This is a genomic window from Nocardia sp. NPDC088792 (assembly GCF_044750615.1).
Taxonomy (GTDB): Bacteria; Actinomycetota; Actinomycetes; order Mycobacteriales; family Mycobacteriaceae; genus Nocardia.
Window position 1 is genome coordinate 253,514 of record NZ_JBIVKC010000007.1, and the last position, 13,539, is coordinate 267,052.

The following is a 13,539-nucleotide window of genomic DNA, read 5'->3' on the forward strand; positions in this document are numbered from 1 at the left end:
GGCCTTCCGGTAAACCTGAATGATGTACCGCTCCCCCGCGCTCTCCATCGGCATCCATCCCCGCGACCTGGACTACAGCCGCCACCCCGACATCGACGAGGCCCGCCTGACGGCCCTCGTCGAAGCCGGTAACGCCGCCCTGCGCGAGGCAGGCTTCGATGTCGTCTCATGCCTGGTCCCCACGGATCCCGATGCCGCGGAAGCGAAACTCCGCGAAACCCTTGCGTCCGGTTCCTTCCGGGTCGCCATGATCGGCGGCGGTGTTCGCCTGTCCCCCGAGAACACCTTGCTCTTCGAGCGCGTGATCAACGTGCTCATCACCGTGGTCCCGGGAATCCACCTCTGCTTCAACACTTCCCCGACCACCACGATCGACGCACTACGCCGCTGGATCCAACCCACTACCCACTGAACTACAAGCCCTCAGTGGGTGAGGTGGATGGCGATAGTGGCGTCGGGGAGTTGTTCTATGCGGAGGTGGGTCAGGTCGGGGATGTGGGCGGTGGGGGTGAAGGCGGCGGCGCGGGGGCCTATGCCGAGTACGGGCATGCCGGCGGATTTGGCGGCGGTGATGCCGGCTTCGGAGTCTTCGAAGACGAGGCAGTCTTCGGGTGGGATGCCCAGTTCGGCTGCGGCTTTCAGGAAACCCTCGGGGTCGGGCTTGCTGGCGGTGACCAATTCGGAGGTGATGCGGAGGGTCGGGAGGGGGAGAGCGGCTGCGGCCATGCGGGATTCGGCGAGGGCGTGGCTGGCGGAGGTCACCAAGGCGTGCGGGAGGTGGGCGATGGCCGCCATGAACTCGGGGGCGCCGGGGACCGCGACTACGCCGTCCACATTGGTGACTTCCTCGGCCAGCATGCGATCGTTCTCGGCCTGATTCAGTTCGATGGGGCGTTCGGGCAGGAGTTCGGCCATGGTGGCCCAGCCCTGACGGCCGTGGGCCACTGCCAGGACATCGTCGGCGGGCAGGTTGTTTTCGGCGGCCCAGCGGCGCCACAGGCGTTCCACAACGGCGTCGGAGTTCACGAGGGTGCCGTCCATATCGAGGAGTAGGCCGCGGGCGGTGAGCGTCGAGTTAACCGTCATGTACCGGTTATAACCACTGAACCCGGTGCAATGCAATGGGCAGGGTTCAGGGCGTTGTGGGACAGAACATTTGACATGTTGCGGGCGGTGTCGGCGGAGGCGCCGGCGGCGCATCGAATCGAGCCGAACTGACCAGCACCATGAGTGCCACCGCGCCGGCGAGTATTGCGACGAGGGCGCCGAAGACGATCGCCCAATTGAGGCGTGGAAAAGTGATTATGTTGGTGCCGTCGTCGAGGACGAGAAAGGCTACCGCTGCGCTTGCTCGCGAGCGGGCCATTTGTAACAGAATGGCGTCGCGCCACCAATTTACGGCCATCGGAGATCCCGCGCCTTATTCCGATTACCTACCTGACAGTGCCGTGAACACGACACTGTCAGGTTACGCCCGACCTGCGGCGACGGCTACTACTGCGGGGTCACGGAACACATCACCATGGCGTACTCACCGTTGGCTGTTTGCTCGTCCTTGACGATGCCGTCGACGGTGATGCGGCACGAGATGGAGCCGGTTGTTCCGGCGTTCTGCGCGTTCATGTTCCAGATCGGAATTGAATTCGAGGTTACCGTTTTGGACCACGGCAATGACACATTGGTGTCCTGTAGAGCATCGCTGTTATCACCGATATAGGCGATCGCGTGTGCCGTGTTGGTGCCGGTCCCCCACGCCTCGTACAGCACCGTGTGTGAATCATCCGCGCTCGAGATACCCGCGCCCGCGCTCAGCAGGGTTGCGGCCACACCGACGGTAGCGGCGGCACAACGAAGCATTGTCATCGAATTTCCTTGTCTCGCAACGGCGAGCGGTTCTCCCCCGCCCAGCAAGAACATTAATCGACGCCACCGACATAAAACGCGAGTGACCGATCAACCATCCGATTCACGTTTACGATGTTTGGTCGAACGACGGTAGGTCCGGGCACTCGGGATCGGGCGCGCGGCATTGGAACGCCGTAGCTCGTGGCGCTGCCGCCACGCCGCCAGGTCCGGTCGCTCCGCCGGATCGTTCGCCGCCGGATTATCGGCCGGCGCGGCTGCTTTCATGATCTCCCCCTGGAAAACGGTGTCGTCGAACTCGACCCGCAGGGAGGCCGATGCTCCGCCAGGGTAGGCCGACCCCGCGGCCGCATCCACCGAATTTCCCACGGCGCGCAACCGTCAGCGCGCGGTACCCGGCTCCGGCGCCGAACCCGGCGCCTCGAACGGCACCATCGGATCGCGCGGCGCACCGGGCTGCGGCGCGCCACCCGCACCGTAATACGGCCCGTACGTGATGGCGGACCCGAACTGGTTGGGCGCCAGCACATCCGGCTCGGGCGGGCTGCCGCCGAACGGGAGCAGTTCACCGGTCCCGAGATCGTCACGTGTGCTCAGGGCCGCCAGGATCAGAATCACCAGCGCCGCCGCCAGCGGCTGCACGATGATCACGGCCCAGCTCTCCACGGACGGCGCGAATTCCACGATGGTGTGCAGCGCCGGATTCGCGGGCCGCGTATGCACCTGCTCGGCCACCGCCTCACCCACGAACTTCATGAGCACCGCCCCGCCCACCGAGCCGAGCAATATGCCGAGCAGCCCCAGCGGCCCGCGCGCACAGCGCCACCGCCAGGCCGCACTCGCGGTGACCACCGCCGTGACGAACCCGATGAGCACGAAGATGGCGAGCCCATCGAACCGGTGCACGCTCTCCCCGGTGAGCGCCACCCCTTGATTCTTGTCGACCACCGCAAGCTGTTCGGCCGGTGCGAGATACGCCCAGACCACCCCGCCCAGCGCGCTCGCCGCGCCGATCACCGCGGCCACCACCGTGGCGGCACGAACCTCACGAATCAGGATGCCCGTGTCCAGCCCGCCCGGTTCGGTGGCGGTGAATGCGGTTGCCACTAGCGGTGTTCCAGGTGCGTGGAGTCGAGAACACCGTGCCGGGAGCACTTCGCCCACCAGCCGTCCGGGCTCACCTGCACGATCATGCGGCGGCCACACTGTTCGCAGTAGCGCGGCGGCTCCAATCCCAGTGCGGCGGCGGCCGGCACCGGATCCTCCAGACCCGGCACGATCCGCTTACCCGTGAACGGGTTGTAGCGCTCCTCTATCTCCACGATCACCTCGATGGATCCTTCGTGTCTCGATGTGGAACAGCCTGGTCGAGCTGCGCCGAAGCCGGTACCGCTTCACGGTACCGGCTCCGGATGGTCCACCGGCGTCAGAGGGCTACCGCCCCGCTGCTGTCAGAAAGTTTCGTTGAGCGCCTTGATCGGCATCTCGAGCTCGCCCAGCAGATCCAGGTCGGCTTCGGCGGGCCGGCCCAGCGTGGTCAGGTAGTTGCCGACGATGACGGCATTGATGCCGCCGAGGATGCCCTGCTTGGCGCCGAGGTCGCCGAGCGTGATCTCGCGGCCGCCGGCGAAGCGCAGAATGGTGCGCGGCAACGCGAGCCGGAAGGCGGCGACGGCTCGCAGCGCGTCGGCCGCGGGCAGCACCTCGAGGTCACCGAACGGCGTGCCGGGGCGCGGGTTGAGGAAGTTCAGCGGCACCTCGTCGGGCTCCAGCGTGGCCAGGTCCGCGGCGAATTCCGCACGCTGCTCCAGGGTTTCGCCCATGCCGAGGATGCCGCCGCAGCAGACCTCCATACCGGCCTCGCGCACCATGCGCAGGGTTTCCCAGCGCTCGTCGTAGGTGTGCGTGGTGACCACGTTCGGGAAGTGCGAACGCGCGGTCTCGAGATTGTGGTTGTAGCGGTGCACGCCCATGGCGGCGAGCTGGTTCACCTGTTCCTGGTTCAGCATGCCGAGCGAGCAGGCGACCTGGATGTCGACCTCGTTGCGGATGGCCTCGACGCCGGCGGCGACCTGCGCCATCAGCCGCTCGTCCGGTCCGCGCACGGCGGCCACGATGCAGAATTCGGTGGCGCCGGTCTTGGCGGTCTGCTTGGCGGCCTCGACCAGCGACGGGATATCGAGCCACGCGGCGCGCACGGGGGACTGGAAAAGGCCGGACTGCGAACAGAAGTGGCAGTCCTCGGGGCAGCCGCCGGTCTTGAGCGAGATGATGCCCTCGACCTCGACCTCCGGTCCGCACCATTTCATGCGCACGTCGTGCGCGAGGCTCAGTAGTTCTTCGAGCCGGTCGTCGCCCAGGCGCAGTACCTCGAGGGTCTGGTCCTGGGTGAGTCCGACGCCGCGTTCGAGCACCTGCTCGCGGGCGATGGCGAGAATGTCGTCGCCGGCAGTGCTTCCGGCCTCGGTGGTGACGGCTGCCTGGGTCATGCCTACGAGTCCCTTCGTCCGGCCGGTCGGGCCGGGCATCGCAACGTGCCCGGCTCGTGTAGCCGAACAACTTGAACGGTGTTCAGGGTAGGCTAGCAGCCGGGAACGTGAGCCGGAACACGAGAGGGTCGGATTCTGCAGTGCAACTTCATCGCACGGACGTGGTCGACGGGGCCATCGCCATTCTCGACCAGTACGGGCTCGCCGACCTGACCATGCGGCGCCTGGCGAGCTCGCTGCATGTGCAGCCGGGCGCGCTGTACTGGCACTTCCCCAATAAGCAGGCCCTGCTCGGCGCGGTCGCCGACCGCATTCTCGCACCCATGGACGAACCGGTCGGTGCGGGCGAATGGTCCGGCCAGCTGACCGAATTGGCGCATCGGCTGCGCTCCTGCCTGCTCGCCTACCGCGACGGAGCCGAATTGGTCTCGGCCACTTACGCTTCCCGGCTGACCACCAGCAAGGGGCGGGAACGGCTGGCCAGCGCCGCCATTCGCGCGGGCATGACACGGGAGGAAGCCGATCTCGCGGCCTACACGCTGCTGTACTACGTACTCGGCCAGACCGTCGACGAGCAATCGCGCATCCAGATGGATTCCGCGGGCGCCCTCGCCGAGGAACACTCTCCTCTCTACGACACCACCGACGCCACCGCCCGCTTCGATTTCGGGCTGCAATTGTTCGTGAGCGGTGTGCGTCACCTGCTGGGCACCCGCATCCGTTGAGCAATACTTCCGGACGGTAGAGTCCGTCCCGTCATCCCCGGTGGGTGCGGGAATCCGGTGCAAACCCGGAACGGTCGCGCCACTGTGAGCAACCTTCGGGCTGCGAGTCAGACCTCCCCCACCGGACCGAACTCGGGAGAGGCCGCGATTTGCCCAGAGAGCTCCGTCGATGAGCCGTGCCCGGGCGGCGATCACGCTGCCGGTACTGGTGGCGCTATTGCTCGCCGCCATGATCGTGGCGACCGGATTCGGCGCCGAAACCATCCCGCTGCACGACGTACTGGACGTACTGCACCGGCGCGCAACCGGACTCGCACCCGCGAACCTCGGCGCCGACACCATCGTCTGGCAGCTCCGAGTGCCGCGCACCCTGCTGGCGGCGATCGTCGGGGCCGGGCTGGCGGTCGCGGGCGCGGCCATGCAGACCCTGGTGCGCAACCCACTGGCCGATCCCTATTTGCTGGGCGTCTCCTCCGGTGCGGGCGTCGGCGCGGCAGCCGTCATCACCACGGGAAGCTTTGCGGCAGCCGGACTCTGGGCACTGTCGGCGGGCGCGCTGGCCGGCGCTCTGGCCGCCGCGGCGGCGGTATTTCTGGTCGCGGTGGCCCAAGGCGGCCTCACCCCGCTGCGCCTGGTCCTGACCGGCACCGTCCTCGGCTCGGCCTTCAGCGCCCTGAGCAGCTACATCGTCTTCCGTAGCGGCGATCCCGCCGCCGCAAAATCGGTCCTCTTCTGGCTGCTCGGCAGCCTGGCAGGCGCCGACTGGACTCGAATCCTGCTCCCCGCCACCGTGGTAGCCGCCTGCACCCTCGTCCTACTGCTCTCCGCCAACTGGCTCGATGTGCTGAACCTGGGCGCGGACACCGCAGCCTCGGTCGGAGTGCCGGTGCGGCAGTTGCGGATCGCGCTCTTCATCCTGCTGGCGATCCTGGTGGGTGTCCTGGTCGCGGTCTCCGGCGGTATCGGCTTCGTCGGCCTCGTGGTGCCGCACGCGGCCCGCCTCATAGTTGGTCCGCGTCACCGCATCCTGCTCCCGGCCTCGGCCCTCTGCGGCGCCCTCTTCCTGGTCGTCGCCGACGCCGCCACCCGAGTCCTGGTCCGCCCCACCGAAATCCCCGTCGGCGTCCTCACCGGCCTGATCGGCGCCCCCGCCTTCCTCCTCCTCATGGGCCGGCGGACATATCGATTCGGTGCCGCATGACGAACGCGGAACGAGATCGCGCGCCCGGCCCACGCGACGCCGCCGGTGCGGCGAAGCCGACATGGCCGCGGCGCCGAGCGTCCCGAGCCGCCGATCGGCAGCGCGCCACCGCGCCATCCGATTCCGTTGCGGCGGTGGCAGGCACACGTGGCGGCGGATCTGTGGCGGTGCGGGGTCTGGCTTGCGCCGCCGGGCGGCGAGCCGTCGTTTCCGGCGTGGAGTTCGAGGTGGGCGCCGGGGAGATGGTCGGCATCGTCGGGCCCAACGGGGCAGGTAAGACGACGCTGCTGCGGACGATCGCGGGGCTCGTTGCGCCCGCGGCGGGCAATGTTCTTGTCGATGAGGTCGCGGTGCATCGGCTTTCGGTGCGGCGGCGAGCGCGGTTGCTCGCCATGGTGGCGCAGGATGAGCTGCCGCAGGCGGATCTGCTGGTGGGTGAGTTGGTTGCGATGGGGCGGACGCCTTATCTGCTGCCGTGGGGTACCGGGGGCGACGGGGACCGGATGGTGGTCGACGAGGCCTTGCGGGCGGTGGATCTCGCCGGGTTCGAGGGGCGGGCAGTGCATCGGCTTTCGGGTGGGGAGCGGCAGCGGGTCTTGCTGGCGCGGGCGCTGGTGCAGGAGACGCCGGTGCTGCTGCTGGATGAGCCGACCAATCATCTGGACATTACGCATCAGCTCGAATTGCTGGCGCTGGCACGGTCATTGGATCGGACGGTGATCATGAGCCTGCACGATCTGGCGCTCGCCGATCGGTACTGCGATCGGGTGCTGGTGTTGCACGACGGGCGGGCGCATCCGCTCGAAACGCCCGATATCGCTTTGCGTCCGGAGGTCCTCGACACCGTGTTCGGGGTGCGCGCCCTGCGTGTGCCGGATCCCGAGACCGGTTCCTCCCATCTGCTCATCACCGCGCGAAAGGCACAGTCTTGAGAACTGGCATGCTCCTGGGAAAGCTCTCCCTGATCCTGACCGTCACCGCCGTGGCGGGCACCCTGGCGGCCTGCGGGCAGTCGAAGACCGTCGCGGGCGACCTGACCGTGCGCAATTGCGGTGTGGACCAGCAATTCCCGTCACCCGCGAAACGCATGTTCGTCAATGACGGCAACCTGATCTCGATGGTGCTGGCGCTGGGCGCCCAGGACGAGGTGACCGCCGTATCGAGCCTCAAACGCGATGCGGGCACGCTGCGCAAGCATTACGGGGATGCGGTCGACAAGCTGAATTCCGTTGCACCCGACTATCCTTCGCGCGAGACGGTGCTGGCGCAGCGACCGGATGTGATGGTCGCGGGCTGGAACTACGGCTACTCCGAGGCCGCCAACCTGACGCCGGATTCCCTGCGCGCCTCCGGTGTCGCACCCTACGTGCTCACCGAGAGCTGCCGTCGCCCCGACGGTGAGCGCGGCATCGTCGAACCGTGGACGGCCTTGCGCACCGATCTCACCGATCTGGGGCGCATCACCGCGCGTACGGATCGCGCCACCGCGCTCACCGATGACCTGGACCGGCGGCTGGCCGCGCTGCGGGCCGCCCCGCAACCTGCGAAACCGCCGACGCTGTTCCTGTTCGACAGTGCCTCCGACACCATCATGTCCAGCGGTAAATTCGGTGCGCCACAAGCGATCCTGACGGCGGCCGGGGCGCGCAACGCCCTCGACGATGTCGCCGATACCTGGACCTCCGTCTCATGGGAGCGCCTGGCCGCCGCCGATCCGGATGCCATCGTCTTCGTCGACTATCCGCCGCAGACCTTCCAGCAGAAGGTGGACCTGCTGCGCGCCAAGCCCGGCATCCAGAATCTGCGCGCCGTCACCGAGGGGAAGTTCCTGAATCTCCCCTACGCGCTGTGGACCAGCGGGCCGTTGAACATCGATGCCGCCGAACAGGTCCGTACTCAACTGGAACGCTGGAACATGGTGCCGCCCTCGGGAATCCGGTCCGCCTACGATGACGTCGTGAGGTGATCAGCGCCCGGTGATCGCCGATAAAGCCGCATCGCTCTGCACTTCACGGATGAACGGCACCACCTGCTGGGCGATCAGCTCGTTGTACTCCTCCGGATGCTGAATCGGGTTGGCGTGCCCCGCATGCCGCGTGAAGGCCACCAGCAGGGTGCCGTCCACCCCGCCGACCTGCTCGATCAGCACCCGATGCGAATACTCGACATCCACGATCGGATCCCGGTACGGATCGTGCGGGCGGATGAAAACGATTGCGGGCCGCGGCTTTCCGTCCACCGGTTTGGCCAGCGCCCGCAGATCCTCCACCGCGCCACCCGCCACGATGGCCTTGAACTGGTCCTCGATGAGCCCATTGCTGGCGGCGTCGGTGTTCAGGATCTTCTCGTGCAGCACGTCGAGCACGGCATCCCGGAACTTGCCCGGCCGGAAACCGTAGCGGCCGCCCGAGAAACTCTGGTGGCGGGCATAGACTTCCGCGGCCATCCGCAGCAGGCGGCTCTCGCGGGCGCCGGGGAACCAGCCGACCCAGCGCAGCAGTTCCTCACCCTGATCGCGCGCCTGCGGGCGGACCGCGTACAGGTCGAGGGGCGTGCAGTCGAGGATCACGGCGAGCACCTTGCGATCGCTGCCGGTATGCAGGTGATCGGCGATCTCGAGCGCGATCACCCCACCCATGCTGTGCCCGGCGAGCACCACCTTCTTCACCTTCGCCGCCTTGGTGACCTTCACGATGAGGTCGGCGATGACCTTGGTGTCGATACCGGTGTTGTCATAGCGCACCGCCCACACCGACCCCAGTTTCGTCAGCGACGGCAGCGCGCGAGCGGTCTCCGAGGCATCGAGCACACCGAGACCCACCAGATCGAAGACGGCGGTATCGCTCGCCAGCGGATCGGATGGCCCGGCGATCGGCAGCACGGCGGGCTGGGTCTGCGCCAGCCGCGCCCGTTCGGGCATCACATCCAATGCCAGATACTGCGCGAATAGCGTGAGCACCACCACCGGAATCATGCTCAGCCGCAACAGGATGAACCGCGCCGACCGCCACCGCACCCAATCGTGCCCCAGCCTCCCGGCACGCAGCAGCGCCACCCGTCGCCGATCGTCGTAATCGGCGATTCCGGACGGATTCGGAAAATCCGGCAGCGCCATAACAATCCACTGTGACATCCCCGGCCGTGAAATGCTCGTACTCCTGCCGTTAACCTTCATCGGCTAAGGCACTGCGGGGTTCGTTTCAGCCGTGCCGCCGGCGTTCCTCCTGCTCGGCCAGCGTGGCCAGTTTCGCCAGGGACATGCGGAAGCCGACTTCGTTGTCCTGCTGGGAGAGGCCGGGCGGCAGATTGTCGTGGTGGGCGGCCACGCGGGTGCCGCCGGGGGCGTCGTCGAGGGTGTAGCTGATGGTCATCTCGCCGCGGAGGGCGGGATCCTCGGTCTCGAACTCGACGGTCTGCACGACCGTGCGATCGGGGACCACGCGGGTGAAGACGCCGTGGAAGGTGTCGGTGTGCGCGGAGGTCTTACCGGCGCCGGTCGGCACGTCGTAGCTGAGCGAGATGCGGAAGCGTCCGCCCACCCGCGGGTCGAATTCGTGGATGCGGCTGGTCATGCCGTCGGGAACCATCCACGTTCGCACCGAACGCGCATCCAGTAGCGCCCGAAAGACATTCGGCCGCGGAGCACTCACGAACCATTCGATATGGGTGGAGGCCACGCCGTCACAGTACGCCCGGCGGCGCGGTTCTTACGCCGTCTTCGTGAGGTCTGTTCACCGCGGATCCGCGAGGTCTGTTCGCCGGCTCGGCGGGGTCTATTGCGGCGGGTCCGTAGGCGCGAGCGGGAGGGTCAGGGTGGCGATGGCGCCGCCGTCCTCGGCGGATCGTATTGCCACAGAGCCGGAATGGGCTTGTGCCACCCATTGCACGATCGACAGGCCGATGCCGTGGTGTCCGCTCGGACCGGCCGCGCCGCGCTGGAACGGGTCCGACAGCGCGGGATCCAGGCCGGGTCCGTGATCGCGCACGGTCACGGTGCCCGCCGCCACCGTCACTTCGACCTCGGTACCGCCGCCGTGGACGATCGCATTGTCGATGAGGTTACGCACGGCCAGCGACAGCAGATCCGGATCTGCTTGCACCACAGTAGGTTCCGTGTGCAATATCACCTCGCCACCGGACTCGGCGACCACGCCCTCGACCAATTGGTCGAGGGCCAGTCGCTGCAGATCCAGTTCACCCAGCCCGGTTTCGGTGCGGGTGCGCGCGAGCAGGCCGGTGACGAGGCGGCCCATGCGATCGGTGAGTGAGCGGGCATCGGTCACCGCGCGGCGGGTGTCGTCCGGATCGCGTAGTGCCGCATCGAGATACAGCCGCAGGGTGGCCAGCGGGGTGCGCAGTTCGTGAGAGGCTTCGGACAGGAAGCGTTCCTGCTCGTCCAGCATGCGCACGGCGGGCCGCATGCTCACGCCGGAGAGCAGATGTCCCGCGAGCGCGGCCAGCGCCACCAGCGCCGCACCACCGAGCTCCAATGCGAGCACCAGCCGGCGGTGATCGGCCATCCAAGGCCCGGGATCCGCGCCTGCGACGACCACCGCCCCGACATCACCCTTGTTGTCCCACACGGGTTCCGCCGCCAGCCGCACCGCGGTGCCGCCGCGATCGGTGGTGGTGCGCCACACGGTATCCGTACTGTCGGCCACTTCACCGGCCACTCCGCTCAGATCGGCGGGCAGCCCATTCCGCTTGTGCGTGAACCCTTCCCGCCAGCCGCCACCCACAGCCCGCACCAGCACCACCACCGACCGCGACCCCTGCGCGAGATCATCATCCGTGCGCACGGTTTCGAGATCGGCCACCCCGTCCTCGTCCCAATAGACTTCCCGCGCCAGCCCGGTCACCACCCGATCGATGCGACCATCGAGCGCCGTATCCCGCGAATGCGCATCGATCGTCGCCGCCACCGTCCCCAGCACGATCAGGCAAACCGCCGTGATAGCGGTGAACAACGCCGTCAGCAACCACCGCGTACGCCGCAACCGCTCGGGCGTGGCCGGCCGCGCCACCCGCGAACGCGCATCTCCCCTGCGAAATCGACGAAGCGCCGCGCGCACAGCCGACTTCCCGCTGCTCGGCTGCGGTCCGGATCCGCCCTCAGCGCCTCCAGCTTCCGACTGCGGACCTGTCATAACGCACCGCCGGGTGATTTCGGCGGAATCGGGATCCCGCGGCACTTCTGTCGCCGGCGGGGAAATTCGCTGCCACGCGATTCGACTGTCCGCCTGGTGAATCCGGCCGCACGCGGGCGGCGGGCTCGGGGCGGATGAGTGGGTAGCGGGTGGGTGCAGGTCATGTCGGGGTCAGGGGTTGATGGTGAAGCCGATGCCGCGGATGGTGTCGATGAGGGGTGGGTTGCCGAGTTTGCGGCGTAGTTGGGCGATGACGACGTCGACGACGTTGGAGGCGGGTTCGGCCATTTCGTCCCAGCAGCATTCGATGAGTTCGGTGCGGGAGACGACGGTGCCGGCGCGGGCGGCGAGCAGTTCCAGGACGCTGAATTCTTTGGGGGTCAGGGTGAGCAGGGTGCCGGCGCGGTGTACGCGGCGGCGGGGGCGGTCCACTACGAGGGTGCCGAGGACGGTGCGGGTGGGTGCGGGGAGTTCCTGGCGGCGGCACAGGGCGTTGACGCGGGCGGCGAGTTCGTCCATGGCGAAGGGTTTGACGACGTAGTCGTCGGCGCCGTGGGCGAAGCCGTCGAGGCGGTCGGTGAGGGCGTCGCGGGCGGTGAGGATGAGTGCGGGGGTGCGTTGGCCGGATTCGCGGTGGGCGCGGACGAGGTCGAGGCCGTCGCCGTCGGGGAGGCCGCGGTCGATGACGAGGCAGTCGTAGCTGTTGACTGTGATTTTGAGGTCGGCGGCGGCGTAGTCGCGGGCCAGGTCGACGGCGAACCCGGCGGCTCGCAACCCGGCGGCGATCTCGTCGCCGAGGTTCGTGTCGTCCTCACATACCAGCACCCGCACCCGCGCAATTACAGCATCCCGGGTGGTCATGCGGCCACGACCCCCGGAATCGGGCGGGGTCGGCCGGGCAATACCTCGTTCGCGGGGATGCCGAACCAGCTCTCGGCGAGCGTCGCGTAAAACTCGGACATATCGACCGTGGCCCGGAGATTGTCGTCCGGATCGAGGTTGCGCAGCGACGGCAGATCCCCGAATACGCCCGGATTGGTCGGGCCGAGCAGCAGGGCGGTTCCGGCCGCGCCGTGATCGAGACCGTCGGAACCGTTGTCGGGCACCCGGCGGCCGAACTCGCTGTAGGCGGCGATGAGGACCCGGTCGGCGATGCCGCGCGCGGCCAGGTCCGTGCGCAATGCCGCCAGCGCGGCGTCCAGATCGGTCATGAGCGCGCCGTAACGGGTCGGATGCCTGCTGTGGGTATCGAAATCGGCGCCCATGGGCACGTGCACGATCCGCAGTCCGTGCTGATCATCGGCGAGCAGGCGCGCGGCCAGCCGCAATTGCACACCCAGATCACTGTCCGGATAGCCGTCGGCGGCGGGCGTCAGTTTCGCCGCCACATCCGAGAAACGCAGCGCCGCAGCGGTTCCCGACCGCGCCATGGCGAAAGGCGCGGTATCGGCCCGATCCGGATGCGCCATGGCGCGTTGCGCCGCCGGCCAGGCGTCGCGAATGTTCTCATCCTCGAAGGCCGGGAACAGGCCGCCCATATCGTGATCGACCGACAGCGTGGTGACATGCGCGCAGGCCAGCGCCGGACTCGAACCGGCCCCCAGCGCCACACCGACCGCGGGCGCGCCGGGATCGCCGAGATGGTCGCACAGGCGGCCCAGGAATCCGGTGTCCGGCCGGACGGCGCCCTCGGGATCGCCGGCCTGCCAGCGGTGCAGCATCTCGAAATGCGAGAGATCCGGTTTCGCGGTGCCGACCCCCGGAACCACCGAGACGCCCTGCGCCGCCAGCTGCCGCAAGGCCGGATGCAGTCCGAGATCGCCGTCGAGGCGATGCACCTTCTCCGCGGCGATCGCGGTGGCGCGCCGCAGATCTCGATAACGCGAATCCGCGTACGGGACCGCCATCGACAATCCGTCACTGCCACCGGCCATTTCGATGACGAGCAACCGCCGCTTGTCCAGCGTGGCCGCGCGTACGGTGGCGGGCGGATGCGTGCCGTCCGAGGGCCCGAACACCCCGCACCCCGCCAGGCCGCCGACCGCGGCCACCGCGCCCGCGCCGAGACCGGCACGCAGCACTGTTCTTCTGTCCACCATGAGAAATCCTGTTCA

16 protein-coding genes and 1 riboswitch are annotated in these 13,539 nt (G+C 68.0%); of the genes, 5 read left to right on the forward strand and 11 right to left on the reverse strand.

Annotated elements, in window-relative coordinates:
- Window positions 1-19: 19 nt before the first annotated feature.
- A complete protein-coding gene (locus ACIP5Y_RS41125) occupies window positions 20-412 on the forward strand; it encodes a hypothetical protein (RefSeq protein WP_400358504.1) in 393 nt (130 codons plus the stop codon).
- Window positions 413-423: 11 nt separating this feature from the next.
- Here ACIP5Y_RS41125 and ACIP5Y_RS41130 read toward each other — a convergent pair whose 3' ends face one another.
- The 6 genes from ACIP5Y_RS41130 to bioB form a co-directional block, all read right to left on the reverse strand.
- Window positions 424-1,086 (reverse strand): HAD-IA family hydrolase, encoded by a 663-nt coding sequence (locus ACIP5Y_RS41130; RefSeq protein ID WP_400358506.1) that lies wholly within the window; start codon window positions 1,084-1,086, stop codon window positions 424-426.
- Between the two features lie 408 nt (window positions 1,087-1,494).
- The gene (locus ACIP5Y_RS41135; protein ID WP_400358508.1) at window positions 1,495-1,863 is read right to left on the reverse strand and encodes an MmpS family transport accessory protein; all 369 of its coding nucleotides are present in this window, start codon (window positions 1,861-1,863) and stop codon (window positions 1,495-1,497) included.
- A 90-nt stretch (window positions 1,864-1,953) separates the two neighbouring features.
- Complete coding sequence (locus ACIP5Y_RS41140) at window positions 1,954-2,232, reverse strand: hypothetical protein (protein WP_400358510.1); 279 nt, start codon at window positions 2,230-2,232, stop codon at window positions 1,954-1,956.
- Window positions 2,233-2,244: 12 nt separating this feature from the next.
- Window positions 2,245-2,970, reverse strand: coding sequence for a DUF2567 domain-containing protein (locus ACIP5Y_RS41145; protein ID WP_400358512.1), 726 nt, complete (start codon window positions 2,968-2,970; stop codon window positions 2,245-2,247).
- Window positions 2,970-3,185 (reverse strand): hypothetical protein, encoded by a 216-nt coding sequence (locus ACIP5Y_RS41150; protein WP_400358983.1) that lies wholly within the window; start codon window positions 3,183-3,185, stop codon window positions 2,970-2,972. The genes ACIP5Y_RS41145 and ACIP5Y_RS41150 overlap by 1 nt, the downstream gene beginning before the upstream one ends.
- A 129-nt stretch (window positions 3,186-3,314) precedes the next feature.
- Window positions 3,315-4,352 (reverse strand): biotin synthase BioB, encoded by a 1,038-nt coding sequence (gene bioB, locus ACIP5Y_RS41155; RefSeq protein ID WP_400358514.1) that lies wholly within the window; start codon window positions 4,350-4,352, stop codon window positions 3,315-3,317.
- A 140-nt stretch (window positions 4,353-4,492) separates the two neighbouring features.
- Between bioB and ACIP5Y_RS41160 the strand changes: the two genes are divergently transcribed.
- The 4 genes from ACIP5Y_RS41160 (at window position 4,493) to ACIP5Y_RS41175 (ending at window position 8,244) form a co-directional block, all read left to right on the forward strand.
- On the forward strand, window positions 4,493-5,077 hold the full coding sequence (locus ACIP5Y_RS41160; RefSeq protein WP_400358516.1) for a TetR/AcrR family transcriptional regulator C-terminal domain-containing protein: 585 nt from the start codon (window positions 4,493-4,495) through the stop codon (window positions 5,075-5,077).
- Between the two features lies 1 nt (window position 5,078).
- A riboswitch (cobalamin riboswitch) is annotated at window positions 5,079-5,214 on the forward strand.
- Between the two features lie 32 nt (window positions 5,215-5,246).
- Window positions 5,247-6,278 carry a FecCD family ABC transporter permease gene (locus ACIP5Y_RS41165; protein ID WP_400358518.1) on the forward strand — a complete coding sequence of 344 codons (1,032 nt, stop codon included), beginning with the start codon at window positions 5,247-5,249 and terminating at the stop codon, window positions 6,276-6,278.
- Window positions 6,279-6,412: 134 nt separating this feature from the next.
- Window positions 6,413-7,210 (forward strand): ABC transporter ATP-binding protein, encoded by a 798-nt coding sequence (locus ACIP5Y_RS41170; RefSeq protein WP_400358519.1) that lies wholly within the window; start codon window positions 6,413-6,415, stop codon window positions 7,208-7,210.
- Between the two features lie 8 nt (window positions 7,211-7,218).
- Window positions 7,219-8,244, forward strand: coding sequence for an ABC transporter substrate-binding protein (locus ACIP5Y_RS41175; RefSeq protein WP_400358985.1), 1,026 nt, complete (start codon window positions 7,219-7,221; stop codon window positions 8,242-8,244).
- Here the strand turns inward: ACIP5Y_RS41175 and ACIP5Y_RS41180 are convergent, their stop codons facing one another.
- From ACIP5Y_RS41180 to ACIP5Y_RS41200, 5 genes are all read right to left on the reverse strand, one after another.
- Window positions 8,245-9,393, reverse strand: a complete 1,149-nt coding sequence (locus tag ACIP5Y_RS41180; RefSeq protein ID WP_400358521.1) for an alpha/beta fold hydrolase — start codon at window positions 9,391-9,393, stop codon at window positions 8,245-8,247.
- Between the two features lie 85 nt (window positions 9,394-9,478).
- Complete coding sequence (locus ACIP5Y_RS41185; RefSeq protein ID WP_400358523.1) at window positions 9,479-9,955, reverse strand: SRPBCC domain-containing protein; 477 nt, start codon at window positions 9,953-9,955, stop codon at window positions 9,479-9,481.
- A 96-nt stretch (window positions 9,956-10,051) separates the two neighbouring features.
- A complete protein-coding gene (locus ACIP5Y_RS41190) occupies window positions 10,052-11,302 on the reverse strand; it encodes a sensor histidine kinase (protein ID WP_400358525.1) in 1,251 nt (416 codons plus the stop codon).
- A 294-nt stretch (window positions 11,303-11,596) separates the two neighbouring features.
- Window positions 11,597-12,286: a response regulator transcription factor gene (locus ACIP5Y_RS41195; RefSeq protein ID WP_400358527.1), complete on the reverse strand. Its 690-nt coding sequence runs from the start codon at window positions 12,284-12,286 to the stop codon at window positions 11,597-11,599.
- Window positions 12,283-13,524 carry a DUF1501 domain-containing protein gene (locus ACIP5Y_RS41200; RefSeq protein WP_400358528.1) on the reverse strand — a complete coding sequence of 414 codons (1,242 nt, stop codon included), beginning with the start codon at window positions 13,522-13,524 and terminating at the stop codon, window positions 12,283-12,285. The genes ACIP5Y_RS41195 and ACIP5Y_RS41200 overlap by 4 nt, the downstream gene beginning before the upstream one ends.
- Window positions 13,525-13,539: the final 15 nt, after the last annotated feature.